Source organism: Pseudomonas sp. efr-133-TYG-103a, assembly GCF_030209235.1.
GTDB lineage: Bacteria > Pseudomonadota > Gammaproteobacteria > Pseudomonadales > Pseudomonadaceae > Aquipseudomonas.
This window is the reverse complement of the sequence record NZ_JARVSK010000029.1, coordinates 1-24,971: the sequence shown is the minus strand read 5'-3', so window position 1 is coordinate 24,971 and position 24,971 is coordinate 1. Positions and strand designations below refer to the sequence as shown.

General features: G+C 60.2%; 23 protein-coding genes and 1 pseudogene. 7 read left to right on the top strand and 17 right to left on the bottom strand.

Features of this window, described 5'->3' with window-relative positions; genetic code table 11:
* Positions 1–125: 125 nt before the first annotated feature.
* Together queD and QRN36_RS22400 are read right to left on the bottom strand one after the other, a co-directional pair.
* Complete coding sequence (gene queD, locus QRN36_RS22405) at positions 126–482, bottom strand: 6-carboxytetrahydropterin synthase QueD (protein WP_285426063.1); 357 nt, start codon at positions 480–482, stop codon at positions 126–128.
* A gap of 101 nt (positions 483–583) precedes the next feature.
* Positions 584–1,666: a patatin-like phospholipase family protein gene (locus QRN36_RS22400; protein ID WP_285426062.1), complete on the bottom strand. Its 1,083-nt coding sequence runs from the start codon at positions 1,664–1,666 to the stop codon at positions 584–586.
* 154 nt (positions 1,667–1,820) lie between these two features.
* On the opposite strand from QRN36_RS22400, the gene QRN36_RS22395 reads away from it, so the two are divergent.
* The 7 genes and pseudogenes from QRN36_RS22395 to QRN36_RS22370 all read left to right on the top strand — a co-directional run bounded on the left by QRN36_RS22395 (position 1,821) and on the right by QRN36_RS22370 (position 7,489).
* Positions 1,821–2,129: a PepSY domain-containing protein gene (locus QRN36_RS22395; RefSeq protein WP_285426061.1), complete on the top strand. Its 309-nt coding sequence runs from the start codon at positions 1,821–1,823 to the stop codon at positions 2,127–2,129.
* Positions 2,130–2,191: 62 nt separating this feature from the next.
* On the top strand, positions 2,192–2,458 hold the full coding sequence (locus QRN36_RS22390; protein ID WP_285426064.1) for a PepSY domain-containing protein: 267 nt from the start codon (positions 2,192–2,194) through the stop codon (positions 2,456–2,458).
* A complete protein-coding gene (locus QRN36_RS22385) occupies positions 2,458–3,126 on the top strand; it encodes a response regulator transcription factor (RefSeq protein WP_285426060.1) in 669 nt (222 codons plus the stop codon). The genes QRN36_RS22390 and QRN36_RS22385 overlap by 1 nt, the downstream gene beginning before the upstream one ends.
* On the top strand, positions 3,123–4,478 hold the full coding sequence (locus tag QRN36_RS22380; RefSeq protein WP_285426059.1) for an ATP-binding protein: 1,356 nt from the start codon (positions 3,123–3,125) through the stop codon (positions 4,476–4,478). The genes QRN36_RS22385 and QRN36_RS22380 overlap by 4 nt, the downstream gene beginning before the upstream one ends.
* Before the next feature lie 104 nt (positions 4,479–4,582).
* Positions 4,583–5,404, top strand: a pseudogene (locus tag QRN36_RS27720) (cache domain-containing protein); the annotation flags it as partial.
* Positions 5,405–5,440: 36 nt separating this feature from the next.
* A complete protein-coding gene (locus QRN36_RS27715) occupies positions 5,441–6,262 on the top strand; it encodes a methyl-accepting chemotaxis protein (protein WP_373568786.1) in 822 nt (273 codons plus the stop codon).
* A 162-nt stretch (positions 6,263–6,424) separates the two neighbouring features.
* Entirely contained in the window at positions 6,425–7,489 is a 1,065-nt protein-coding gene (locus QRN36_RS22370; protein WP_285426057.1) for an AI-2E family transporter, read from the top strand.
* Between the two features lie 66 nt (positions 7,490–7,555).
* Here the strand turns inward: QRN36_RS22370 and nuoN are convergent, their stop codons facing one another.
* The 15 genes from nuoN to QRN36_RS22295 all read right to left on the bottom strand — a co-directional run bounded on the left by nuoN (position 7,556) and on the right by QRN36_RS22295 (position 24,571).
* Positions 7,556–9,013, bottom strand: a complete 1,458-nt coding sequence (nuoN, locus tag QRN36_RS22365; RefSeq protein ID WP_285426056.1) for an NADH-quinone oxidoreductase subunit NuoN — start codon at positions 9,011–9,013, stop codon at positions 7,556–7,558.
* Between the two features lie 7 nt (positions 9,014–9,020).
* A complete protein-coding gene (gene nuoM / locus QRN36_RS22360) occupies positions 9,021–10,553 on the bottom strand; it encodes an NADH-quinone oxidoreductase subunit M (RefSeq protein WP_285426055.1) in 1,533 nt (510 codons plus the stop codon).
* A 52-nt stretch (positions 10,554–10,605) separates the two neighbouring features.
* Positions 10,606–12,453: an NADH-quinone oxidoreductase subunit L gene (nuoL, locus tag QRN36_RS22355; protein ID WP_093466792.1), complete on the bottom strand. Its 1,848-nt coding sequence runs from the start codon at positions 12,451–12,453 to the stop codon at positions 10,606–10,608.
* Complete coding sequence (gene nuoK, locus QRN36_RS22350) at positions 12,450–12,761, bottom strand: NADH-quinone oxidoreductase subunit NuoK (protein ID WP_093466794.1); 312 nt, start codon at positions 12,759–12,761, stop codon at positions 12,450–12,452. The genes nuoL and nuoK overlap by 4 nt, the downstream gene beginning before the upstream one ends.
* 4 nt (positions 12,762–12,765) lie before the next feature.
* Positions 12,766–13,266, bottom strand: a complete 501-nt coding sequence (gene nuoJ, locus QRN36_RS22345) for an NADH-quinone oxidoreductase subunit J (RefSeq protein WP_062380728.1) — start codon at positions 13,264–13,266, stop codon at positions 12,766–12,768.
* Between the two features lie 9 nt (positions 13,267–13,275).
* Positions 13,276–13,824, bottom strand: a complete 549-nt coding sequence (gene nuoI / locus QRN36_RS22340; RefSeq protein WP_042559871.1) for an NADH-quinone oxidoreductase subunit NuoI — start codon at positions 13,822–13,824, stop codon at positions 13,276–13,278.
* A gap of 11 nt (positions 13,825–13,835) precedes the next feature.
* Positions 13,836–14,828, bottom strand: coding sequence for an NADH-quinone oxidoreductase subunit NuoH (gene nuoH / locus QRN36_RS22335; RefSeq protein ID WP_093466798.1), 993 nt, complete (start codon positions 14,826–14,828; stop codon positions 13,836–13,838).
* Positions 14,825–17,542, bottom strand: coding sequence for an NADH-quinone oxidoreductase subunit NuoG (nuoG, locus tag QRN36_RS22330; RefSeq protein ID WP_093466800.1), 2,718 nt, complete (start codon positions 17,540–17,542; stop codon positions 14,825–14,827). The genes nuoH and nuoG overlap by 4 nt, the downstream gene beginning before the upstream one ends.
* A gap of 137 nt (positions 17,543–17,679) precedes the next feature.
* Positions 17,680–19,038 carry an NADH-quinone oxidoreductase subunit NuoF gene (nuoF, locus tag QRN36_RS22325; protein WP_285426054.1) on the bottom strand — a complete coding sequence of 453 codons (1,359 nt, stop codon included), beginning with the start codon at positions 19,036–19,038 and terminating at the stop codon, positions 17,680–17,682.
* The gene (gene nuoE, locus QRN36_RS22320) at positions 19,035–19,532 is read right to left on the bottom strand and encodes an NADH-quinone oxidoreductase subunit NuoE (protein ID WP_093466804.1); all 498 of its coding nucleotides are present in this window, start codon (positions 19,530–19,532) and stop codon (positions 19,035–19,037) included. Before nuoE ends, nuoF begins: the two co-directional genes overlap by 4 nt.
* Positions 19,533–19,534: 2 nt before the next feature.
* Positions 19,535–21,316 (bottom strand): NADH-quinone oxidoreductase subunit C/D, encoded by a 1,782-nt coding sequence (gene nuoC / locus QRN36_RS22315; RefSeq protein WP_285426053.1) that lies wholly within the window; start codon positions 21,314–21,316, stop codon positions 19,535–19,537.
* A 74-nt stretch (positions 21,317–21,390) separates the two neighbouring features.
* Complete coding sequence (locus tag QRN36_RS22310) at positions 21,391–22,065, bottom strand: NADH-quinone oxidoreductase subunit B family protein (protein ID WP_007929186.1); 675 nt, start codon at positions 22,063–22,065, stop codon at positions 21,391–21,393.
* Positions 22,066–22,075: 10 nt separating this feature from the next.
* Complete coding sequence (locus tag QRN36_RS22305; protein WP_062380742.1) at positions 22,076–22,489, bottom strand: NADH-quinone oxidoreductase subunit A; 414 nt, start codon at positions 22,487–22,489, stop codon at positions 22,076–22,078.
* Positions 22,490–22,976: 487 nt separating this feature from the next.
* The gene (aceA, locus tag QRN36_RS22300; protein ID WP_093466808.1) at positions 22,977–24,302 is read right to left on the bottom strand and encodes an isocitrate lyase; all 1,326 of its coding nucleotides are present in this window, start codon (positions 24,300–24,302) and stop codon (positions 22,977–22,979) included.
* A gap of 86 nt (positions 24,303–24,388) precedes the next feature.
* The gene (locus QRN36_RS22295; protein ID WP_285426052.1) at positions 24,389–24,571 is read right to left on the bottom strand and encodes a hypothetical protein; all 183 of its coding nucleotides are present in this window, start codon (positions 24,569–24,571) and stop codon (positions 24,389–24,391) included.
* Between the last annotated feature and the right edge of the window lie 400 nt (positions 24,572–24,971).

Genomic DNA, 24,971 nt, shown 5'->3' with positions numbered 1-24,971 from the left:
AATTCCAGAACCCCATTTGCGAAAGCAGATGGGGTTTTGTTTTGCGCGTGAAAAATCTGCGGCACCGTTAAAAATTCCACCTACAAAAAAACCACCCGAAGGTGGTTCTTTTACTTCATCGCCGATCAGTCTCCACGATACACGCAACCGCTTGTACATGTCTCGTGGATACGGATGGCCGACAGTTCGGGTAACAGCGGCTTCAGTTCATTCCAGATCCATTTCACCAGCACTTCACTGGTCGGGTTCTCCAGACCGGGAATGTCATTCAAATAGTTATGGTCCAGGCGCTCGTACAGAGGCTTGAAGATGGTTTTGATTTCTGAAAAATCACGAATCCATCCGGTATGAGGGTCGGGTTCGCCTTGAAGGTAAATGGCAATACGGAACGAGTGACCGTGCAAACGCCCACACTTGTGGCCTTCCGGTACGTGGGGGAGGCGATGGGCGGATTCGAACGTAAATTCTTTAAAAATTTCCACGATGTGAACCTTAAAAAGTGGCGATCGCCAGAGCGATAAATGCAGAGTGCGAGTTTACCAGCAATGGTTTCCCAAGGGACAGGCGGAACCTGACCGCCTGGTTAAACCAATGGCTGAAGCCGTTCTGCCAATCGGCCGGTATCCACCAGCTCCACAAACTCATCCCCCAGTCGCTGGCTGTTTGCCATTGCGGTGCGCCAATAACGCTGGCGTTCTGCGTCTTTACCCATAAACCGCTTGAAGTCGCTTCGATCAGGTAGCTTTCCAAACGGCAAGGTCGACAGGTATTCACGAGAAGGCGCTAGCAGCAATACATCCTGCAGGCGGTTCAAGTCGCCTCGACGCCAAGGCAGGGCTTTGTCGAACCAGCCCGGTATGATTTTGTCGGTGAAGTGCGGATACAGCACGATGTCGCTGCCGCTGTACGGCAGATCGAGGTGGTAATCCAGAAGTCCCCCGTCCCGGAAGGTGCCGGGTCCGACGCCCGGGATGTCCATCACGCCCTGCATGACCATGGGAATGGAGCCCGACGCCAACAGCGCCTGACGCAAGTTTGACGTTTCCAGATGCAGACACCGTGAAGGGAAGTCGGTCAATGCCAGCAGGGGAGGGGCACGACGCGCATCGTGGAGGATCAGGCGCTCAAAATGCCTCGAAAGCCGGTCGCGGCCCAAAAGGTTGCTGGCGATGACCGAAGACAATCCCAACCCCAGTCCACGTCGATCATCCTGCGCAAGCAGCCCGTGACTTTTCACGATCATGATATTCAGGCGATAGTGGGGGTTGCTGAGCACGTTCGCATCGCGCCCTTGCAACAAATCATCGAGCATCTTGACGCAGCTCTGACTCACCTGTGCCATGGTCACGCCTTTGGCAAAGCTCTGCTCGTTATAAAGCTGGCCGAGCAACTTGAGGCCTTCGACAGGATCAGGCAGACAGGCGCTTGCGAAACGCCACGAGCCGATCGACGCGCCGATCAGCGAGCGTTCGCGTTTGGCGCGGGGAAGCCATTCGCCAAACAGCGCCAGGTCCAGTCCCTGAATACCTAGTGCCTTGGGGCCACCCGCGGCGCCGGGAATGATGCCGACGTCTTGCGGAGCAAGGCCCTGATCACGAATGCGGGCGATGGCTCTTTTGCCGGCCTTTATCGTGAGCGCCGGCGTTTTGATGTGAATGGCGCTCATGGATGCTCCTTGGAGGACGGCGCAAAGTGAATGATCTGAAGAGCCGGGGCAGCGGCAAGTGGTGATGGCACCTAGCCAGATAAATTCAGTTTTAATTAAGTTCGTGCGTTTATCGTAAAGGTCGTAAACATTACTACGAGAACGGAGAACCACGATGAAAACGTTAACTGCTATTTTCGCTGCATCTGCCCTTACTGTTGCGGCCGGTTACGCTCAGGCGCGGGATCTTGGTCCCGATGAGGCGCTGCGTCTGCGCGATGCAGGTACTATTCAGTCTTTCGAAAAACTCAACGCCGCGGCGCTGGCCAAGCACCCCAAAGCGAACATCACCGAGACCGAGCTGGAAGAGGAATATGGCAAATACGTTTACCAGGTTGAGCTGCGCGACCCGCAAGGCGTCGAGTGGGATGTCAAGATCGATGCGGTCAGCAGCCAGATCCTCAAAGATCATCAGGACACCTGATGATCGCCAGTAAGCGCCCCGGCACGTGTGCCGTTCACTGTTTGCTGGCAACCTGCGCCGTCATGTTCTCCATGATGTGCGCGGCGCGGGACCTGGATCAGGATGAGGCGCTGGAATTGCGCAGGCAGGGCGTCATCCTGCCCCTGGAGCAATTCATCGAACAGGCACTGGGGCGCTATCCCGGTTCAAAGCTCCTGGAAGCGGAGCTGGAAGAAAAGCATGACGTACTGGTGTATGAAATCGAGTTGTTGACCTCGGATCACGTGGTCCGCGAGCTGAAATTCGATGCCAGCGACTGTCGTTTGCTGGAAGACAAGGAAGATGATTGATGCGTTTGTTACTGGTTGAGGATCATGTTCCGCTGGCCGACGAGCTGATGAGCACGTTGAACCGCCAAGGCTATGCGGTGGACTGGCTTGCCGACGGCCGAGACGCGATTTATCAGGGGGCCAGCGAGCCTTACGACCTGATTGTGCTTGATCTGGGACTGCCGGGCATACCGGGCCTGGACGTGTTGCAGAAGTGGCGTGCGGACGGGTTGGCGACTCCGGTTCTGATTCTGACGGCTCGTGGGTCATGGGCTGAGCGTATCGAAGGGCTCAAAGCCGGTGCCGATGATTACCTGACCAAACCCTTTCATCCCGAAGAACTGCAATTGCGCATTCAGGCGCTGTTACGCCGCGTCAGGGGGCTGGCCAATCAACCGACACTGCAAGCGGCCGGCCTGCATCTGGATGAAGGACGGCAGTGCGTCAGCCGGGAAGGCCAAGAGATTCAGCTGACGTCCGCGGAGTTTCGCCTGCTGCGGTATTTCATGCTGCACCCTGAGCAGATTCTTTCCAAAACTCATCTGGCTGAGCATCTCTATGACGGCGAGAGCGAGCGTGATTCCAACGTGATCGAGGTTCACGTCAACCACCTGCGGCGCAAGCTGGGTCGAGCCGTCGTAGAGACGCGGCGAGGTCAGGGTTATCGGTTTGGCGGGGCCGGCGGGTGAGGTCTATCCAGCGCCGCCTGAGTCTTGGCTTGATCAGTGTTCTGCTGATCGTCGGGCTGGTTCTGGCGCAGATCAGCCTTTGGCTGTTCGAGATCGGTCTGCAGCGCTACCTCGAATCCGGCCTGCGCAATGACAGTGAGTCTTTGCTGGTCGCCGTCGTTCGAGGTCCGGATGGCCTGCAACTCGATGAGCACCGCCTTTCGCCGGGGTATCAACGTCCGTATTCCGGTCATTATTTCCGCATTGATTTTGACGGCGGGCACTGGCGTTCAAGGTCGTTGTGGGATCTGGAACTGCCACAGCCTGAACATCCCGGGCTGCATGCCAACCTTGAATTGCAGAAGAGTCATCAGTCACTGTTGTTGCTGCATACCGAATACCGCAAATTCGGCCAGAAGATCGCCATCACGGTGGCTCAGGACTACACGCCAGTCCAGGCCAGCTTCGCCCTCGTCAAACAGATCGGTTTAGGCCTTGGCCTCGCTGCACTGGTGCTGATTCTCATCCTTCAGCGAGTGACGGTGAGGCGTGCCCTGAAGCCTCTGGATACCGCTCGCGAGCAGCTATTTCAGCTCCAGCAAGGGCAGCGTTCGCAGCTTGACGAAACCGTGCCACTCGAACTTGCCCCCCTCGTCGCGCAGATCAACCATCTGCTGGCTCACACTGAGGACAGCCTCAAGCGCTCGCGCAACGCGCTGGGTAACCTGGGGCATGCGCTGAAAACCCCGCTGGCTGTTTTGATGAGTCTCGCCGAGGGCCAGGCGCTGGGACAGCAACCGCACGTGCGCGCTACATTGCGTGATCAGTTGCAGCAGATTCAGCAGCGTCTGGAGCGCGAACTCAATCGCGCGAGATTGTCAGGCGATGCGTTGCCCGGTGCGCGTTTCGATTGTGGCGCCGAATTACCGGGGTTGTTCTCCACGCTGCGCATGATTCATGGCGAGCACCTTGATCTCAGCGCCCAGGTCGCGCAAGAGCTGATCCTGCCCTGGGACCGTGAAGACATCCTCGAGCTGCTGGGCAATCTGATGGACAACGCCTGCAAATGGGCTGACAGCCAGGTCCGGCTGACGATCATCCGGGACGCTCAGGGCTACAGCCTGATGATCGATGATGACGGCCCCGGCATTCCCGAATCCCATCGTGACGAAGTGCTTGAACGCGGCAATCGTCTGGACGAACAGGTGAACGGCCATGGGCTGGGCCTTGGGATCGTCAAAGACATCGTCGAAGCCTGGGACGGGGTGATTCAGTTGTCGGGCAGCTCCCTGGGCGGCCTTCTGGTTCGAATCGATCTGCCTGAGCGCCATGCGCCGCAATCCTTGCGCTCTGAACCGTCTGAATCGCTCTGATTGAGCGACGCTGTTGTGTGACCTCAACTTTCGTGGCGCCGGGCCGTTAACCGAAGAGGAGCCCCACGGCGTAATGCACACAACAATAAAGGGTCACGACTTCTATGCGGCTAAATCTCAAAGCCAGATTACTTTCGCTCGCGGTATTGCCCGTGTTGCTGTTCGCGCTGATCGTCAGTGCCAGTACGGTATTCATGTTGCGCGAGCAGGCGCGGCGCGACGTTGAAGAAACGCGACAGCACTTGCTCGCCGAAGCCAAGACGACATTGCAGAGTTACGTGGCGGTCGCGATGGGCACCATCAAGCCGCTGTATGACGCGTCGGCTCCGGGCGACATGGAGGCCCGCGCGCAGGTCATCAAAATGCTCTCTCAGGTCAATTACGCCAAAGACGGCTACTTCTTCGGCTACGACTCGCAAGCCGTTCGCCTGTTCAAGGGCAGCAGCCCCGATGGCATCGGCAAGAGCTTCAAGGATGCCCGCGATCCTAACGGCGTTTACGTCAACGCAGGTCTGGTCGAGGTCGCGAAAGCGGGCACTCATTATCTGGAATATTCGTCTCCGTTGCCCGGCTCAAGCGATCTGGTGCCCAAGCTGGGCTATTCCGAGTACCTGCCCAAATGGGACATGGCGGTCGGCTCCTCGGTCAACCTGGACAACATCGACGCCAAGGTCGCCGAAGTTCGCAAGAACCTTGCCGAGCGCATGCAAAGCATGTTGGTCAGCATCATCGGCATTACGCTGCTGGTCCTGGCCGTCATCGCGGTAGTCGGCGTCTGGATGGCGGGGAGTATCTTGCGCCCGTTGCGACTGATGAAGGCCAATCTGGACGATATTGCTGCCGGGGAGGGCGACCTGACGCGACGTCTGGCAGTGTCGTCGCAGGATGAACTGGGCGAGCTGGCGAGCTCGTTCAACCGTTTTGTCGACAAGATTCACGGGCTTGTGAAGCAGATCGCCGAGATGACCGGGCAACTGACCGGGCTCGTCAGCGATGTCACTCATCAGGCGCAGCGCTCGGAACAGGCGATGGAGCGTCAGCGGCACGAGACCGATCAGGTCGCGACCGCGATCAATCAGATGTCGGCCGCCGCGCAGGAAGTCGCGAAAAGCGCGCAGGGTGCCTCGGTGGCGGCACAGCAGACGGATGCGCAAGGACAGGCCGCCAAGCGGGTGGTCGATGGCAGCATTCAGCAGATTCACGCGCTAGTGAATGACATCCGCCACAGCGGCACCTCGCTGGACAGCCTGCAAAACGATGTGTCATCGATTGTCGGCGTGCTGGGTGTTATCCGTTCCATTGCCGAGCAGACCAATCTGCTGGCCCTCAACGCCGCCATTGAAGCCGCTCGAGCGGGTGAGGCCGGGCGCGGGTTCGCGGTGGTCGCCGACGAGGTTCGTGCACTGGCCAGTCGCACTCAGCAAAGCACCCAGGAAATCCAGGGCATGATCGACCGGCTGCAGCAAGGCACGCAAGGCGCGGTGGCCGCGATGCGCCGCTCAAGCGACGCCGGAGATGGCACGTCGGCACAGGCCAATGAGGCCGGAGCGTCCCTGGACACGATCGGTCAGTTGATCGGCACGATCAATGCGATGAACGCACAGATCGCCAGCGCTGCGGAAGAGCAGACGGCGGTGGCCGAGGAGATCAACCGCAGCGTGCATCAGATCGCGGTGGCGGTTGAAAGCGTCGCGGAAGAAACCCGCCATGGCGCCACGACGTCGCGCAACCTGACCGCGCTGAATCAACGGCTCGGCCAGTTGGTAGGACAGTTCCGAATCTGAGGTTCAAAAAGCGGATGGAGACGGTGGGCTTATCGGGTCCGCCGCCCTCATCGCGCGGCTTTCATGTCTGTTAGCGCAGCGTTACAGGTGGCACTCCTGTGGCGATTGGCGGACTAATAATCAGGCCGTGCGCTCAGCGCGGCTCGATGACATGGAAGAGACATGAACGAGACTTCGCTACAAAACAAAACCCTGATGCTGCTGTTGGTGCTGGTGACCATCGCCTTCATCTGGATACTGCTGCCGTTCTACGGCGCCGTGTTCTGGGCCGTCGTGCTGGGCATCATCTTTGCGCCGCTGCAGCGGCGACTATTGGCGCGTTTCGGCTGGCAACGCAACCTCACCTCATTGTGCACGTTGATGGTGTGTCTGGTGATTGCGATCCTGCCGGTGATCATCATCGGCATGTTGATGGTTCAGGAAGGCGCGGCGCTCTACAAAAGTGTGGAAAACGGTCAGCTGGACGTTGCCAAGTACCTGGCGGAATTCAAGGCTCTGCTGCCGCCATCGCTGCAGCACTGGCTCGATCGTCTGGGCATGGGCGATTTCAAAGGGCTGCAGGACAAGATCTCGAAGACGGCCATGCAAGGCAGTCAGTACCTCGCCACTCAGGCCTTCAGCTTCGGTCAGGGCACCTTCGACTTCGTGGTGAGCTTCTTCGTGATGCTCTACCTGTTGTTCTTTTTTCTGCGCGATGGTCAGGACCTGACGCGCAGGATCCGCATCGCCATTCCGCTCGCTGAGCCGCAGAAGCGTCGTCTGCAGCTCAAATTCACCCGCGTGGTGCGTGCGACGGTCAAAGGCAATGTCGTGGTGGCCATCACTCAGGGAGCATTGGGCGGGCTGATTTTCTGGATTCTGGACATCCCGAGTGCACTGCTCTGGGCTGTGCTGATGGCATTTTTGTCGCTCCTGCCGGCAGTTGGCGCAGGCATCGTGTGGGCCCCGGTCGCGGCGTATTTTCTGTTGAGCGGCATGGTCTGGCAGGGCGTGGTGCTGGGTCTGTTCGGTGTTTTCGTGATCGGGCTGGTGGACAACGTCCTGCGCCCGATTCTGGTGGGCAAGGACACGCGGATGCCGGATTACCTGATTCTCATCTCGACGCTGGGCGGCATGGCCGTGTTCGGCCTGAACGGGTTCGTGATCGGTCCGATGGTCGCGGCGTTGTTCATGTCGACGTGGGGTTTGTTCGTGGGGGCCAAGAAAACGGTGCGACTGCCGGGCTAGCCACTTATTCCTGACCATAAAAAAACCCTGCTCCAGCGCAGGGTTTTTTTATACCTCAGCCGACCATCAGAGTCCGGCGTGTTGCACCAGGCTCAACAGCGGCTGTGGGTAGACGCCGAGGAAGAACGCCAGCAGTGTGATGCCCAACAGCATCACACCACCGGCACGCTGCGCCCAGTTGAACGGAGCATCGTGGCGCTGGATCTTCGAGTCCTGCAAATACAACGTGACCATCACCCGCAGGTAGTAGAAGACGCCGATCGCGCTGCCGATGACCAGCGAGGCCGTCAGCCACCACAGGTGCGCTTCGACACCCGTCGCGATGATGTAGAACTTGCCGATGAAGCCTGTGGTCAGCGGGATACCGGCCAGCGACAGCATCATCACGGTCAGTACAGCGGTCAGGTACGGACGACGCCAGAACAGGCCGCGGTACTCAAACATCGCATCCGCGTCGCGGCCGCTGTAAGGCGAGGACATCAGCGTGACCACGCCGAACGCGCCCAGGCTGGTCAGCACGTACGTCACCAGATAGACACTGATCGCCTCGACCGCCAGGCCCTTGCTGGCGACCATTGCGATCATCAGGTAACCGAAGTGAGCGATGGACGAGTAACCGAGCAGTCGCTTGAGGTTGCTCTGGGTCAGCGCCAGCAGGTTGCCGATGATGATCGACGCCACGGCGATGACCGCCATCACGTCGGAGAGCACGCCACTGGTGGCTGCGGGCGAAATCTGGAACAGGCGGACCAGCACGCCGAACACGGCGACTTTGCTCGCGGTGGCCAGGAATGCGGCGACTGGCGCAGGGGCACCTTCGTACACGTCCGGCGTCCACAAGTGGAACGGCACCAGCGACAGCTTGAAGCCCAGGCCGATCAGCATCATGCCCAGGCCCAGGCTGGCGATCGGGCTCGGCAGGCCGGTGGCCGCGATGGCCTTACCGATTTCGCTGAAGCCCAGGCTGCCGGCTTCGGCGTACAACAGCGCCATGCCGAACAACAGAAACGCCGATCCCGCCGCCGACAGCACCATGTACTTGATACCGGCTTCCAGCGAGCGCTTGTTGAAGAACGCGTAAGCCACCAGGCCGTAGACCGGCACCGACAGCAGCTCCAGGCCGATGAACAGGCTCGCCAGGTGTTGCGCGGCGACCAGCACCATGCCGCCAGCGGCTGCCATCAGGATCAGCAGATAAAGCTCTTCGCGGTTGCCCGGATAGCCGGCCTTGCCTTCACCCAGGTAGGCGTGCGCCAGGGTGACACACGCCAGCGTCGAGACAAGGATGATGCCGATGTACAGAAGGGCAAAGCTGTCGATCTGCAGCAGGGGAGTGACCACCAGCGGCGCGACTTTGAGGGCCGGGTAGATCGACAGTAAGGCCAGGTTGAGTCCTGCCACGGTCAGCAGGAACGATTGCGAGTGGTTGCGACGCCATGCGATACCGAGCATCACCACGACAACGGTGAGGCTGGTGATCAGCAGCGGCGCCAGCGCAATAAAGTGTTGAATCGTCAGGTCCATAGCGCTCTTACCGGGCCGAAGCGAGTTGAGTGAAGGCGGTGCCGAGCCATTGCTGCACGCCATGCATGGTCGCCGAGGAAGTGTCCAGGATCGGCTGCGGGTAAATACCCAGCAGAACCAGCAACACGGCCAGGCCCAGCACCATGATCATTTCCCGTCCGTCCATGCCTTTGTAGACCGCATCGGTCTTGGCAGGACCGAAGTAGGCGCGGTGGATCATGATCAGCGAGTAGACCGAACCGAACACCAGACCGGAGGTGGCAATCGCCGTGATCCATGGCGCACTGACGAAGCTGCCGATCAGGATCAGGAACTCGCCGACGAAGTTGCCGGTGCCCGGCAGACCCAGAGAAGCGGCCGCAAAGAACAGGCTGATGGCTGGCAGATAAGCGATCTTGTTCCACAAGCCGCCCATCTCACGCATGTCACGGGTGTGCAGACGCTCGTACAGCTGGCCGCTGAGGATGAACAGCGCCGCAGCGGACAGACCGTGTGCCAGCATCTGAACCACGACGCCTTGCAGCGCCTGCTGGCTGCCGGAGTAGATACCGATCAGCACGAAGCCCATGTGCGAGACGCTGGAGAACGCGATCAGACGCTTGATGTCGGTCTGGGCGAAGGCCAGGAAGGCGCCGTAGAAGATCCCGATCAGGCCCAGGATCATCGCGATCGGGGCGAATTCCGCCGACGCGTTCGGGAACAGCGGCAGGGCGAAACGCAGCAGACCATACGCAGCGGTCTTGAGCAGAATACCCGCCAGATCCACCGAACCTGCGGTCGGCGCCTGGGCGTGAGCGTCAGGCAGCCAGGAGTGCAACGGCACGATCGGCAGCTTCACCGCGAATGCGATGAAGAAGCCCAGCATCAGGATGTATTCGGTGCCGTTGGACAGCTTGGTTTTAAGCAGGTCGGCGTAGCTGAACGTGATCACGCCGGTCTGGTTGAAGTTCACCAGCACCAGACCCAGGATCGCCACCAGCATGATCAGACCGCTGGCCTGAGTGAAGATGAAGAACTTGGTCGCGGCGTAGATGCGGGTCTTCTTGCCGTCTGCCGAACTGTGACCCCAGAGCGCGATGAGGAAGTACATCGGCACCAGCATCATTTCCCAGAAGAAGAAGAACATGAACAGGTCGATGGCCAGGAACACGCCAACCACGCCGCCCAGGATCCACATCAGGTTCAGGTGGAAGAAGCCGACGTTACGCTGGATCTCTTTCCACGAGCAGAGTACCGAGAGGATACCCAGCAGGCCGGTCAGCAGGATCATCAGCAGCGACAGACCGTCGAGCGCCAGATGCACGCTGATGCCGAAGCGCTGGATCCACTGGGCCTTGAATTCGACCGCCCAGGTCGGATCGACGCCGGGAGCCGGTGCGTAGCTATACGCACCGGTGCTCCACAGCCACAGACCCAATGCAGTCAGGAGGGACATCGTAACCAGCGCAATCCAGCGCGGCAGGGTAGGGCCGAAGCGCTCACCTTGCCAGCACAGCAGGCCGCCGATAAAGGGGATCAGGATTAGCCAAGGCAGAATCATGACGGGCTCAATTCCTTTCGCAAAGTCGCAAGGTTCATGTCAGATCGACTCATCAGACCAGCACGATCGCGCCGAGTACCAGTACGGCACCTGCAGCGATCGAAGCGGCGTACCAGCGGAGCTGACCGGTTTCAGTACGGCTCATCAAGCCGTTTCCGGCTTTGACCAGACGCGGGATCAGGCCGATTGTGTGGTCGAGCGGATCGCCACGCAGAATGCGGCTGATAGCCAGGTACGGTTTGACGAACAGCACGTCGTAAACCCAGTCGAAGCCCCATGCCGCAAACCACCAGGCAGACAGGAAACGACCCGGTCCGCTGTTGGCGATGGCAGTGACCAGACGACGCTTGCCGAGGAACAGCAGCGCTGCCAGCAGGATCCCGGCCAGGGCGATGGCGCCCGAGGCGATTTCCAGGCTGTGCTTGGCTTCGCCGCCCGCATGCCCCGCGCTTTCCGGCAGTACGCCGGCCAGTGGCGGATGAATCCAGGCGCCGATGAAAGTCGACAGCACGATCAGCACGCTCAGCGGCAACCAGTGGGAGATCCCGTGGCCGGCGTGAGCTTCGGTCTTCGCTTCGCCGTGGAAGGCGATGAAGATCAGGCGGAAGGTGTACAGCGAGGTCATGAAGGCACCGACCAGACCTGCGTACAGCAGATACTGATGGCCGCTGGCGAAGGCTTCCCAGAGAATTTCATCTTTGGAGTAGAAGCCCGCAGTGACCAGAGGCAAGGCCGCCAGAGCCGCGCCGCCGACGATGAAGCTGGCGTAGGCCAGTGGCAGTTTTTTCCACAGGCCGCCCATCTTGAAGATGTTCTGCTCGTGGTGGCAGGCAACGATGACCGCACCCGAAGCAAGGAACAACAGGGCCTTGAAGAACGCGTGCGTCATCAGGTGGAAGATCGCGCCTTCCCAGGCGCCCACACCCAGCGCCAGGAACATGTAGCCAATCTGGCTCATGGTCGAGTAGGCGAGGATACGTTTGATGTCGGTCTGAACCAGTGCTGCGAAACCGGCCAGCACCAGGGTCACACCGCCGACGATGCCGACCAGGTGCAGGATGTCCGGCGCCAGGGCGAACAGGCCGTGGGTACGGGCGATCAGGTAGACACCGGCGGTCACCATGGTTGCCGCGTGGATCAGTGCGGAAACCGGGGTAGGACCGGCCATCGCATCCGCCAGCCAGGTCTGCAGCGGCAGTTGCGCGGATTTACCAACAGCGCCGCCCAGCAGCATCAGGGTCGCCAGCACGATCCAGAAATCGCCGACCTTGAAGTGCTGCGGTGCACGGACCAGCAGCTCCTGAATGTTCAGCGTGCCCAGTTGCTGGAACAGGATGAACAGGCCGATGGCCATGAACACGTCGCCGATGCGGGTGACGATGAAGGCTTTCAGTGCCGCGTTGCCGTTGTTGCGGTTGCTGTAATAGAAACCGATCAACAGGTACGAGCACAGGCCCACGCCTTCCCAACCGAAGTAGATGAACAGCAGGTTGTCGCCCAGGATCAGGAACAACATGCTGGCAATGAACAGGTTGGTGTAGGCGAAGAAGCGCGAGTAGCCGTCTTCACCGCGCATGTACCAGGACGCGAACAAGTGGATCAGGAAGCCCACGCCGACCACGACGCCCAGCATGGTGATGGACAGGCCATCCACATACAGCGCGAAGTTGGGGTCGAAGCCGTCCACCGACATCCATTGCCACAGCACCATCGTCAGGTGGCCGCCTTCAGGCGGTGCGACGTTGAACTGGAAGATCACGTAGGCGGCGACGATGGCCGACAGACCAATGGAGCCGACGCCTACCAGGGCCGAGAGGTTTTCCGACCATTTGCCGCGAGAGAACGACAGCAGCAGGAAACCGATCAGGGGGAATACGAAAGTCAGAAAGAGTAGGTTCATCCGCGCATCTCGCTGGCAGCGTCGATATCGAGAGTGTGGAAGCGGCGATACAGTTGCAGCAGGATCGCCAGGCCGATACTGGCCTCGGCTGCGGCAAGGCTGATCACCAGAATGAACATGATCTGCCCGTCAGGCTGCGCCCAGCGGCTGCCCGCCACGACGAAAGCCAGCGCGGACGCGTTCATCATCACTTCCAGGCTCATCAACACGAACAGAATGTTGCGGCGTACCAACAGGCCCGCCAGGCCGAGGCAGAACAGGATGCCGGCTACCGCCAGCCCGTGTTCCAGAGGAATTTGTGCATGCATGGGATTACTCCTTCGCCTCGTTGCGGCCGACATGGAACGCCGTCACCGCTGCGGCGAGCAGCAGCATCGAGGCGAGTTCGACAACCAGCAGGTAAGGACCGAACAGGCTGATGCCGACCGCCTTGGCGTCCACGGTGGTGTGACCGATACCGGCACCGGTGGAGTTGGCGAACAGCACATACAGCAGCTCTGCCAGCAGCAGGCCGCCCAGCAGGATCGGGCCCAGCCAGATACCGGGTTTAAGCCAGGCGCGTTCTTGCTGAACCGAGGCCGGGCCCAGGTTCAGCATCATCACCACGAACACGAACAGCACCATGATGGCGCCGGCGTAGGCGATCACTTCAAGCGCACCGGCGAACGGCGCGCCGAGGCTGAAAAAGGTCATGGCCACGGCAATCAGCGAAATGATCAGGTAGAGCAGGGCGTGCACCGGGTTCGTGTTGGTGATCACCCGCAGGGTGGCCACAACAGCGATGCCGGATGCGAAATAGAAAGCGAATTCCATCTTTCTTCCTTAAGGCAGCAAGCTCTTGACGTTGATGGGCTCAGCTTCGTTCTGGGCAGAGCCTTTGGGCTTGCCAGCGATCGCCATCCCCGCAACGCGGTAGAAGTTGTAGTCAGGGTTCTTGCCGGGGCCGGAGATCAGCAGATCTTCTTTCTCGTACACCAGATCCTGACGTTTGAACTCGGCCATTTCGAAATCCGGCGTGAGCTGGATCGCGGTGGTCGGGCAGGCTTCTTCACAGAGACCGCAGAAGATGCAACGCGAGAAGTTGATGCGGAAGAAGTCCGGGTACCAGCGGCCGTCTTCGGTCTCCGCTTTCTGCAGCGAGATGCAGCCGACCGGGCAGGCCACGGCGCACAGGTTGCAGGCCACGCAGCGCTCTTCGCCGTCGGGGTCGCGGGTCAGGACGATGCGGCCGCGGTAGCGAGGCGGCAGGTAGACCGCTTCTTCCGGATATTGCAGGGTGTCGCGCTTACGGAAGCCATGGCCGAAGACCATGATCAGGCTGCGCAGCTGGGTACCCGTACCCTTAACGATGTCGCCGATATATTTGAACATGGGTCAAATCCTCACTGAGCCGCCAAGACGACCGCAGCGGTCACTAGCAAATTGATCAGGGTCAGTGGCAGGCAGAACTTCCAGCTGAAATCCATCACCTGGTCATAACGCGGACGCGGAATGGAAGCGCGCAGCAGGATGAACAGCATGATGAAGAACGCGGTTTTCAGGACGAACCACATGAACGACAGTTGCGGCAGGATGTTGAACGGGCCGTGCCAGCCACCGAAGAACAGGGTCACCAGCAGCGCCGAGATCAGGATGATGCCGATGTACTCACCGACGAAGAACATGCCCCACTTCATGCCGGCGTATTCAATGTGGTAACCGTCGGCCAGTTCCTGTTCCGCTTCCGGCTGGTCGAACGGGTGACGGTGAGTCACGGCGACGCCAGCGATGAAGAAGGTACAGAAGCCGAAGAACTGCGGAATGATGAACCACAGATGATCGGCCTGGTACTGAACGATGTCGCCCATGTTGAACGAGCCGACCTGAACGATGATGCCCATCAGGGACAGGCCCAGGAACACTTCGTACGAGACGGTCTGCGCCGAGGCCCGCAAGCTGCCGAGCAGCGCGTACTTGTTGTTCGACGACCAGCCGGCGAACAGCACGGCGTAGACCGAAAGACCGGCCATGGCGAAGAAGAACAGCAGGCCGATGTTCAGGTCCGCGACGACCCAGGTCTGGGTGACCGGGATGATCGAGAACGAGATCAGCAGCGCGCTCATGGCCACGACTGGCGCCAGGGTGAAGATCATCTTGTCGACGAAGGGAGGGTTCCAGTCTTCCTTGAAGAACATCTTCAGCATGTCGGCGGCAATCTGGAACATACCGAACGGACCGACGCGGTTGGGACCGTAACGGTCCTGCCACCAGCCCAGCAGGCGACGCTCGACGAAGCTGAGCAGGGCGCCGCAGACCACCACGGCCAGCAGCACCACGATGGCCTTGATGACGGCGATGATCGAGTCGATCACCTCAGGGGTAAACCATGTGGTCATTGTGCTGCCTCCTGCAGACCTTCAACGGTTTTCCCGGCCAGTGCCGGAGGAATGCCCGCCAGACCCGATGGCAGCGCCACCAGACCGGCGCCCAGTTCTTCATTGATGCGCAGTGGCAGACGCAGGGTCTGTCCGGCAACGTTGAGGCTGAGCATGGCACCGTCGTTGACGCCCAGGCGGTCCGCTTCGGACTTGGCCAGTGCGACGTAGGCAGCCGGAATACGTTCCTGAACCGGCGCGGCTTTGGACGAGTTCTCGTCGCTGCCGAACAGGTGGTAGAACGGCACGACCTGCCAGGTCCCTTGAGCAGGGGAGAATGCACGCGGCACGCTGGCGAACCAGCTCAGGTTGTCGCCGCTGCTTTCGATCAGGCGCACGCCCGGATCGCCCGCACGCAGATGACCACCGACTTCGTCCTGGAACTTGTTCCAGGCCTGTGGCGAGTTCCAGCCCGGCGACCAGGCGAATGGTACTTGCGAGCGAGGTTCGGCGGAGCCCGAGTAACCTTCCATCGAGAACGAGAACGCGGTGTCCTTGTCCTGCGAGGTGCGCGGTTCATGCACGCTGATATTGGCGCGCATGGCGGTACGGCCGCTGTAGCGCAGCGGTTCGCGGGCCAGTTTCAGACCTTTGATGCGGAACGCAGCGGACGGTGCGGCACCGACGATGCCGGCCAGTTGCGCGTTGCTCGCAGCACAGGCTTCGGTGACGTGATCCAGTTGGGTCCAGTCGACCGGCTTGTTCAGCAGGGTTGCGCGCAGGGCATGCAACCAGCGCCAGCCTTCATGGATCTGGATGCTGGCGTCCAGGTAAGTCGGATCGTAGACCTGGAAGAAACGCTGAGCGCGGCCTTCCTGGCTGACCAGCGTGCCGTCGCCTTCCGCGAAGCTGGCGGCCGGCAGCACGAGGTGCGCGCGATCAGTGGTTGCGGTCTTCTGGTGGTCGGCAACGATCACCACTTTCGCGGCCTTCAATGCAGCCTCGACCGTCGCGGCATCGACGCGGGTGAACAGATCGTTCTCCAGCACGACGATGGCGTCGGCCTTGCCCGAGATCACCGCTTGCAGCGCGTCATCGACCGAATCGCCACCGAACAGGGTCAGGCCCATGCTGTTGGCTTCCGGCACGACCAGGCTGAGAGAGCCGTTCTTGTCGCGCAGCTTCAGGGCCTTGGCGATGTTCGCGGCCGCTTCGATCAGCGCGTCTGAACCCAGCGAGGCTCCGGAGACGATCAGCGGACGCTTGGCTTCGAGCAGGGCAGTGGCGATGCGCTGAGCGAGTTCCAGCGCTTCGCTGTCCAGACCCACGACCGCCGGTGCGCTCGGGTCGATAGCATGCGCCACGGCAAAACCGATGCGCGCCAGGTCGTCAGGGGCGGCATGCACGCATTCCTCGGCGATGTCGTCCAGACGGGTTTCAGCCAGACTGGCGATGAACAGCGGGTTCATCTCGTGCTGACCGATGTTTTTCACCGCAGCGTCGAGCCATGGCTGGACTTTCATCGCGGCGGCCATGTCTTCGGCCTTGTTCTTCACCAGCTGACGCAGGCCGAGGGCCATGCGCGCTGCCGTCTGAGTCACGTCTTCGCCAAGGATGAACACGGCATCGTGCTCTTCGACTTCGCGCAGGGTCGGGATGGGCAGCGGGCTGTCCTTCAGGACCTGGGCGATCAGGCGCAGACGCGCAAGCTCACCGGCTTCGATGCCCGAGTAGAAATGCTCGGCACCGACCAGTTCGCGCAGGGCGAAGTTGCTTTCGAGGCTGGCGCGAGGCGACCCGATGCCGACGATGTTGCGACCGCGCAGCATGTCGGCGGCCTTGTCCAGCGCAGCGTCCAGGCTCAGTTTGACGTTGCCTTCGGCCAGCAGCGGCTGACGCGGACGGTCCTTGCGATTGACGTAGCCGTAGCCGAACCGGCCGCGGTCACAGAGGAAATACTGGTTCACCGAACCGTTGTAGCGGTTCTCGATACGGCGGATTTCGCCATAGCGTTCGCCCGGGCTGATGTTGCAGCCGCTGGAGCAGCCGTGGCAGATGCTCGGCGAGAACTGCATGTCCCACTTACGGTTGTAACGCTCGGAGTGCGTCTTGTCGGTGAATACACCGGTCGGGCAGACCTCGGTGAGGTTGCCGGAGAACTCGCTTTCCAGCGTGCCGTCTTCGACGCGACCGAAGTACACGTTGTCGTGGGCGCCGAAGACGCCGAGGTCGGTGCCACCGGCGTAGTCTTTATAGAAGCGCACACAGCGATAGCAGGCGATGCAGCGGTTCATCTCATGCGCGATGAACGGCCCCAGCTCCTGATTCTGGTGGGTGCGCTTGGTGAAGCGATACCGGCGCTCGTTGTGGCCGGTCATCACGGTCATGTCCTGCAGATGGCAGTGACCGCCTTCCTCGCAGACCGGGCAGTCGTGAGGGTGGTTGGTCATCAGCCATTCGACGACGCTGGCGCGGAACGCCTTGGATTCTTCGTCGTCGATGGAAATCCAGGTGTTGTCAGTGGCAGGCGTCATGCAGGACATGACGATACGACCACGGGTGTCGTTCTCGTCGGTGTACTGCTTGACCGCGCACTGGCGACAGGCGCCAACGCTGCCAAGGGCTGGATGCCAGCAGAAATAAGGGATGTCGAGCCCCAGCGACAGACAGGCCTGTAACAGGTTGTCTGCGCCATCGACTTCGAGCGCTTTGCCGTCTACGTGGATAGTAGCCATGGTTCAAAGTTCTTCGTTGGCCCGGTGTCAGCGGGCGTGGCTAATGGAATCTCGGTGCTGCTCCGATTCAGTCAGCCCGGTGGGCGCAATCGGAGCGAAGGTCAGGGGCCTTGCGGGCCACTGACCGGTCTGTCTTTTTATGCGCCCGCGATCGTCGGGCTCTTGACCTGATTGAGGTCGCCAGCCCGTGCAGGTGCGATGCCTGCTTCAAATTCCGGACGGAAGTATTTGATCGCGCTGCCCAGAGGTTCCACGGCGCCCGGTGCGTGAGCGCAGAACGTCTTGCCTGGGCCTAGGAAGTTGACCAGCCCCAGCAGCGTCTCGATATCGCCCGGTTGACCCTGGCCTTTTTCGAGGGCGCGCAGCATTTTCACGCTCCATGGCAGACCGTCGCGGCAAGGCGTGCAGAAACCGCACGACTCCTGAGCGAAGAACTCTTCCATGTTGCGCAGCAGCGAAACCATGTTGACCTTGTCGTCCACCGCCATCGCAAGGCCTGTACCCATCCGGGTGCCGACCTTGGCCACGCCGCCAGCATAGAACTGGCAATCGAGGTGTTCAGGCAGAAGGAAACCGGTACCGGCGCCGCCTGGCTGCCAGCATTTGAGCTTGTAGCCGTCGCGCATGCCGCCTGCGTAGTCTTCGAACAGCTCGCGCGCGGGCAGGCCGAATGGCAGCTCCCAGATGCCCGGGTTCTTCACCTTGCCGGAGAAGCCCATCAGCTTGGTGCCATGGTCTTCGCTGCCTTCGCGGGCGAGCGACTTGTACCAGTCGTTGCCGTTGTTGACGATGGCCGGGACGTTGCACAGGGTTTCGACGTTGTTCACGCAGGTCGGCTTGCCCCACACGCCGACGGCGGCAGGGAAGGGCGGCTTGGAGCGTGGGTTGGCGCGGCGGCCTTCCAGGGAGTTGATCAGTGCGGTCTCTTCACCGCAGATGTAACGCCCGGCGCCGGTGTGGACGACCAGCTCGAAGTCGAAGCCGGTGCCCAGGATGTTCTTGCCCAACAGACCCGCGGCCTTGGCTTCGGCCACGGCGCGATTCAGATGTTTGGCGGCGGTGACGTACTCGCCACGCAGGAAGATGTAGCCGCGGTAGGCCTTCAGCGCGCGGGCGCTGATGAGCATGCCTTCCACCAGCAGATGGGGCAGTTGCTCCATCAGCATGCGGTCTTTCCAGGTGTTCGGTTCCATCTCGTCCGCGTTGCACAGCAGGTAGCGGATGTTCAGGGATTCGTCTTTGGGCATCAGGCCCCACTTCACACCCGTGGGAAAGCCTGCGCCGCCACGGCCCTTGAGGCCGGAATCCTTGACCGACTGAACGATTTCGTCAGGCGATTGCTGGGCGAACGCTTTGCGGGCAGCGGCATAGCCGTCTTTGGCCACGTACTCGTCGAACCACACCGGCTCGCCGTCGTCGCGCAGACGCCAGGTCAGCGGGTGAGTTTCCGGCGTACGGGTAATCAGGTTGGCCGGGCCGAAGGAAGTGATGGTCATACGTAACCCTCCAGCAGCTGGGCAACGCCCGCCGGCTGCAGATTGCCGAAAGTATCGTCGTCGATCATGACCGCCGGTGCCTTGTCACAGTTGCCCAGGCAGCAGGCCGGCAGCAGCGTGAAACGGCCGTCGGCAGTGGTCTGGCCCAGGCCGATGCCCAGCTTGCTCTGGATTTCGCCGACGATGTCTTCGTGACCGGCGATGAAACAGACCATGCTGTTGCAGACACGGATGATGTGACGGCCAACCGGTTGACGGAAGATCTGGCTATAGAACGTGGCCACGCCTTCAACGTCACTGGCCGGGATGCCCAGCACTTCGCCGATCGCATAGATGGCGCCGTCCGGCACCCAGCCGCGTTCTTTCTGAACGATCTTCAGGGCTTCGATGGACGCCGCGCGCGGGTCCTCGTAGTGATGCATTTCGTGCTCGATGGCCGAGCGCTCGGATTCGCTCAGGGCGAAACGGTCTGTCTGGATAAGCGTGCTGTTCATGCTTAGCGGTCCACGTCGGCCATAACGAAGTCGATACTACCCAGGTACGCGATCAAGTCCGCGACCATGCTGCCTTTGATCACCGAAGGGATCTGCTGCAGGTGCGGGTAGCTTGGGGTGCGAATCCGGGTACGGTAGCTCATGGTGCCGCCGTCGCTCGTCAGGTAATAACTGTTGATGCCCTTGGTCGCTTCGATCATCTGGAAGGATTCGTTGGCCGGCATGACCGGACCCCACGAAACCTGCAGGAAGTGCGTGATCAAGGTTTCGATGTGCTGCAGCGTGCGCTCTTTGGGCGGCGGCGTGGTCAGCGGGTGATCCGCCTTGTACGGGCCTTCCGGCATGTTGCGCAGGCACTGGTCGATGATCCTGATGCTCTGGCGCATCTCTTCGACGCGGACCATGCAGCGATCATAGGCATCACCGTTGTGCGCCAGCGGCACCTCGAATTCGAAGTTCTCGTAACCGGAGTAAGGGCGTGCCTTGCGCAGGTCGAAGTCGCAGCCGGTCGAGCGCAGGCCGGCACCGGTGACGCCCCATTCCAGCGCTTCTTTGGTGTTGTAGGCGGCGACGCCGACGGTGCGACCTTTGAGGATGCTGTTCTGCAGCGCAGCCTTGGTGTATTCGTCCAGGCGCTTGGGCAGCCATTCGACGAAGTCCTTGACCAGTTTGTCCCAGCCGCGGGGCAGGTCGTGTGCGACCCCACCGATGCGGTACCAGGCCGGGTGCAGGCGGAAACCGGTAATCGCTTCGATCACCGTGTAGGCTTTCTGCCGGTCGGTGAAGGTGAAGAACACCGGCGTCATCGCGCCCACGTCCTGAATGTAGGTCCCCAGGAAAAGCAGATGGCTGGTGATGCGGAAGAACTCGGCCATCATGATGCGGATGACGTCGACCTTCTCGGGCACCTTGATGCCGGCCAGCTTCTCGACCGAAAGCACGTACGGCAGGTTGTTCATCACCCCGCCGAGGTAATCGATACGGTCGGTGTACGGAATGAAGCTGTGCCAGGACTGGCGCTCGGCCATCTTCTCGGCACCACGGTGGTGGTAGCCGATGTCCGGAACGCAATCGACGATCTCTTCACCGTCCAGTTGCAGCACGATGCGGAACGCACCGTGGGCCGATGGGTGGTTCGGGCCCAGGTTGAGGAACATGTAGTCCTCGTTGGTACCGGAACGCTTCATGCCCCAGTCTTCCGGACGGAAACGCGCGGCTTCTTCTTCCAGTTGCTGCTTGGCCAGCGTCAGGCTGTACGGGTCGAATTCGGTGGCGCGGGCAGGGTAGTCCTTGCGCAGCGGGTGACCTTCCCAGGTCGGCGGCATCATGATGCGGCTCAGGTGCGGGTGACCCGGGAAATCGATCCCGAACATGTCCCACACTTCACGCTCGTACCAGTTGGCGTTCGGCCAGATGCTGGTGACGGTCGGCACGCTGAGGTCGCCCTCGGACAGCGCGACCTTGATCATCACGTCACTGTTACGTTCCACCGACAGCAGGTGGTAGAACACGGTGAAGTCGGCGTCCGGCAAGCCACGGCGTTTGGTACGCAGGCGTTCGTCAACGCCGTGCAGGTCGTACAGCATCGAGTAGGGCTTTGGCACATTGCGCAGGAACGTCAGGATTTCGAACAGTCTTGCGCGCGCCACCCACAGCACCGGCATGCCAGTGACGGTGGGCTGGGCGGTGAATGCCTCGGCGCCAAAACGGTTGTGTAGTTCAACGACGACATCTTGGTCGTCAGCCTTGTAAGGCGGGATGTACAGAGCGGTGTCTGCAGTCATAGGTCTCGATCGCTATCGGTCAACGTACAGAATGAACCCAGGTTCAGGCTTCTTTTTGTAAAAGAAAACCTGGATCAGACTTCGTCGGGGCTGCGCAGGTTTGTGACCTGAATACGCTGTTCGCGGCGCTGTTCCTTCTGCGACGGCATCTCGGCGCGATACACGCCTTGGTCGCCGACGACCCAGGAAAGAGGGCGACGCTCCTGGCCAATGGATTCCTGCAGCAGCATCAGGCCTTGCAGAAATGCCTCTGGACGGGGCGGACAGCCGGGCACATAGACATCCACAGGCAGGAACTTGTCCACGCCCTGCACAACAGAATAGATGTCGTACATGCCACCGGAGTTGGCGCACGAACCCATGGAAATGACCCATTTAGGCTCGAGCATTTGCTCGTAGAGACGCTGGATGATCGGCGCCATCTTGATGAAGCAGGTACCGGCAATAACCATGAAATCCGCCTGACGCGGCGATGCCCGGATCACTTCGGCGCCGAAGCGCGCGATGTCGTGGGGCGCCGTGAAGGCGGTGGTCATTTCCACGTAGCAGCAGGACAGACCGAAGTTGTACGGCCAAAGGGAGTTTTTGCGACCCCAGTTGACGGCACCGCTCAGCACGTCCTCGAGCTTGCCCATGAAGATGTTTTTGTGGACTTGATCTTCTAACGGATCGGAAACGGTTTCCCGTTCGCCGATGGGGTACTGCTCGTTAGGAGCATCCGGGTCGATCCTGGTGAGATTGTATTGCATTGCCAAAGCCTCATTGTTTTAGCTTCGCCTGCCGGTTACGACGACCAACGGGAGCCCAATCGAGCGCCCCTACCCGCCATAGGTAGACAAGACCTGCCAACAGAATTGCTATGAAAACGAGAGCTTCGGCGAAGCCGGTCCAGCCACTTTCGCGGACGGACACAGACCAGGCGTACAGAAAGAGGGCTTCGATATCGAAAATCACGAACAGCATCGCGACCAGATAGAATTTTGCGGAGAGCCGCAGGCGGGCGCCGCCTGTAGGCAGCATGCCGGATTCGAACGGCTCGTTCTTGCTGCGGCCCCAGGCTTTGGAACCCAGCAGGCTGGAGAGGCCGAGCATGAAGGCACAGAGGCCGATGACGCCCAAAAGGAAAATGGCGAAGCCCCAGTTGTGGGCAATCAAACCTGTCGATTCGGGCATGCTGGCAGTCCTTAACAGAGAGCAAAGGTCTCTGAGCTTGAAAAGAAGTAGAAGCAGTGACGATATGTCGCAGTGCGATCAATTCCGGGATTTTATGTGCAAAAGGTGGGCAAGTAAATTTTCTGCATCAAATTTATTCGTAGGATTAATGAGATATGTCATGGTTTTGGTGCGCGGGGCCTGATGGGACGGGCATTAGGGGCCGTTTTGTTAATTATGTTTCACACATACGGTAATGAAAGTTTTGCCTGTTAAATGATAATTAATATCATTTGAGGTGGATTATGCGTCGGTCACTGGGATGTGACGAAGTTGGCGTTAATGCAGCCCGTTGAATAGCGGAATATATGTGGGCGGGGTTAATTAACTTGCGCGCGTTGATTCGGTGTGTCTATCAGGTAATGGTTGACTGATTAAGTAGGCCATTGCGTTTCCCATCCCAAACAGAAAGCCGCCCGAAGGCGGCTTTCTGCGTTGCGTGCAGTGCTTAGTGGAACTGCTCTTCTTCCGTCGAACCGGTCAACGCGGTCACCGAGGACTGACCGCCCTGGATCACGGTGGTCATGTCGTCGAAGTAGCCGGTGCCCACTTCCTGCTGGTGCGCCACAAACGTATAGCCCTTGGCCGCATCGGCGAACTCCTGCTCCTGAAGCTTCACGTAGGCCGTCATGTCGTTGCGAGCGTAGTCGTGCGCCAGGTTGAACATGCTGTGCCACATGTTATGGATGCCTGCCAGCGTGATGAACTGATGCTTGTAGCCCATCGCCGACAGCTCGCGCTGGAATTTGGCGATGGTCGCGTCGTCCAGGTTCTTCTTCCAGTTGAAGGAAGGTGAGCAGTTGTAGGACAGCAGCTGGTCCGGGTATTCCTTTTTGATCGCTTCGGCGAAGCGGCGGGCTTCGTCCAGATCCGGTTTGGCGGTTTCACACCAGATCAGGTCTGCATAAGGCGCGTATGCCAGGCCACGGGCGATGGCCTGATCCAGACCCGCGCGCACTTTATAGAAGCCTTCGGGCGTTCGGGTGCCGGTCACAAACGGTTTGTCATACGGATCGCAGTCGGACGTCAGCAAGTCGGCGGCGTTGGCGTCGGTCCGCGCCAGGATGATCGTCGGAACCCCTGCAACGTCGGCGGCAAGTCGTGCAGCGACCAGCTTCTGCACGGCTTCCTGGGTCGGGACCAGCACCTTGCCGCCCATGTGGCCGCATTTCTTCACCGAGGCCAGCTGGTCTTCGAAATGCACGCCGGCAGCGCCCGCTTCGATCATGCTCTTCATCAGCTCGTACGCGTTCAGCACACCGCCAAAGCCGGCTTCGGCGTCAGCCACGATTGGGGCGAAGTAGTCGATATACCCTTCGTCACCTGGGTTCTTGCCGGCTTTCCACTGGATCTGGTCGGCGCGACGGAAGGAGTTGTTGATGCGCTTGACCACGGTCGGAACCGAATCCACCGGGTACAGCGACTGATCGGGATACATCGACTCCGCAGAGTTGTTGTCGGCGGCAACCTGCCAGCCCGACAGATAGATCGCCTGAATCCCGGCCTTGACCTGTTGCACCGCTTGACCGCCGGTCAGGGCGCCCATGCAGTTGACGAAGTCTTTGTCGGGACGGAAGGACGGCTTGGCGCCTTGAGTCACCAGATTCCAGAGCTTTTCAGCGCCCATTTTCGCCAGTGTATGTTCAGGCTGGATCGAGCCACGCAGGCGGACGACGTCAGCAGCGGAGTAGGTGCGGGTTACGCCTTTCCAGCGTGGATTCTCGGCCCAGTCTTTCTCGATGGCTGCAATTTGTTGTTCGCGTGTCAGTGCCATGGGGGTAAACCTCGTCGCTTGGTCTTGTGGGTCTTGAGGTGAAGCGCCTTGCTCCGCCGAAGGCCTTGCGTTTATTCAAGGCGCACTTATGGCTGCTCACTGGGCAGGAAAGCATGTGGATTGCCTGAATTCTTTTCGCGGTCACGGTGGTGAAGCGATGACGCCGCCTTTTGGGCGAAAGTGATACAAACCGGCTCAATCTTGTTGAGTTTGAGCACGATCGTGAGGCTTTCTGCAAAGCCTCCTGTCAGTGGGAGCGAGGTCATCATGCCTCGGCATTCCTGCCTCGTCAAACACTTTGTAGTGCTTTTTTAGTCGTACTACATTTTTTGACGAAAACGACTCGCCAGTCAGATTCGGGCTTCCAGGTCCGGATCGCGCAAGTCAGCTGCAGGACTGGCCGGTCACGGATTGAGGGGATTATGTAGTGCCGGAATGCGCACTACATAACAGGCTGGAAATGGATCGGTTACGTGGCGAGGAAATAGGGCTTTTGCTATGCCGGATAGTGCGGCCACATTGGTGTGGGAGTGAGTTTGCTTACGAAGCGGTGGTACATCTGCAGGAGATGCGGTGACAGGTAGTCAGTCATCGCGAGCAAGCTCGCTCCCACGGGATTTGTGTCTGACTGGAGGGTTGTAGGACCGGCTTCAGCCGGGAAGAGGTCGG

What these genes read in the sequence shown, in the direction of transcription:
- QRN36_RS22400 (WP_285426062.1), bottom strand. Translation starts at nt 1,666, where the DNA reads ATGAGCGCCATTCACATCAAAACGCCGGCGCTCACGATAAAGGCCGGC.
- QRN36_RS22395 (WP_285426061.1), top strand. Translation starts at nt 1,821, where the DNA reads ATGAAAACGTTAACTGCTATTTTCGCTGCATCTGCCCTTACTGTTGCG.
- QRN36_RS22390 (WP_285426064.1), top strand. Translation starts at nt 2,192, where the DNA reads ATGTTCTCCATGATGTGCGCGGCGCGGGACCTGGATCAGGATGAGGCG.
- QRN36_RS22385 (WP_285426060.1), top strand. Translation starts at nt 2,458, where the DNA reads ATGCGTTTGTTACTGGTTGAGGATCATGTTCCGCTGGCCGACGAGCTG.
- QRN36_RS27715 (WP_373568786.1), top strand. Translation starts at nt 5,441, where the DNA reads ATGACCGGGCAACTGACCGGGCTCGTCAGCGATGTCACTCATCAGGCG.
- QRN36_RS22370 (WP_285426057.1), top strand. Translation starts at nt 6,425, where the DNA reads ATGAACGAGACTTCGCTACAAAACAAAACCCTGATGCTGCTGTTGGTG.
- nuoN (WP_285426056.1), bottom strand. Translation starts at nt 9,013, where the DNA reads ATGGACCTGACGATTCAACACTTTATTGCGCTGGCGCCGCTGCTGATC.
- nuoM (WP_285426055.1), bottom strand. Translation starts at nt 10,553, where the DNA reads ATGATTCTGCCTTGGCTAATCCTGATCCCCTTTATCGGCGGCCTGCTG.
- nuoL (WP_093466792.1), bottom strand. Translation starts at nt 12,453, where the DNA reads ATGAACCTACTCTTTCTGACTTTCGTATTCCCCCTGATCGGTTTCCTG.
- nuoK (WP_093466794.1), bottom strand. Translation starts at nt 12,761, where the DNA reads ATGCATGCACAAATTCCTCTGGAACACGGGCTGGCGGTAGCCGGCATC.
- nuoJ (WP_062380728.1), bottom strand. Translation starts at nt 13,266, where the DNA reads ATGGAATTCGCTTTCTATTTCGCATCCGGCATCGCTGTTGTGGCCACC.
- nuoI (WP_042559871.1), bottom strand. Translation starts at nt 13,824, where the DNA reads ATGTTCAAATATATCGGCGACATCGTTAAGGGTACGGGTACCCAGCTG.
- nuoH (WP_093466798.1), bottom strand. Translation starts at nt 14,828, where the DNA reads ATGACCACATGGTTTACCCCTGAGGTGATCGACTCGATCATCGCCGTC.
- nuoG (WP_093466800.1), bottom strand. Translation starts at nt 17,542, where the DNA reads ATGGCTACTATCCACGTAGACGGCAAAGCGCTCGAAGTCGATGGCGCA.
- nuoF (WP_285426054.1), bottom strand. Translation starts at nt 19,038, where the DNA reads ATGACCATCACTTCCTTCGGCCCGGCCAACCTGATTACCCGTACGCCG.
- nuoE (WP_093466804.1), bottom strand. Translation starts at nt 19,532, where the DNA reads ATGAACAGCACGCTTATCCAGACAGACCGTTTCGCCCTGAGCGAATCC.
- nuoC (WP_285426053.1), bottom strand. Translation starts at nt 21,316, where the DNA reads ATGACTGCAGACACCGCTCTGTACATCCCGCCTTACAAGGCTGACGAC.
- QRN36_RS22310 (WP_007929186.1), bottom strand. Translation starts at nt 22,065, where the DNA reads ATGCAATACAATCTCACCAGGATCGACCCGGATGCTCCTAACGAGCAG.
- QRN36_RS22305 (WP_062380742.1), bottom strand. Translation starts at nt 22,489, where the DNA reads ATGCCCGAATCGACAGGTTTGATTGCCCACAACTGGGGCTTCGCCATT.
- aceA (WP_093466808.1), bottom strand. Translation starts at nt 24,302, where the DNA reads ATGGCACTGACACGCGAACAACAAATTGCAGCCATCGAGAAAGACTGG.
- QRN36_RS22295 (WP_285426052.1), bottom strand. Translation starts at nt 24,571, where the DNA reads ATGATGACCTCGCTCCCACTGACAGGAGGCTTTGCAGAAAGCCTCACG.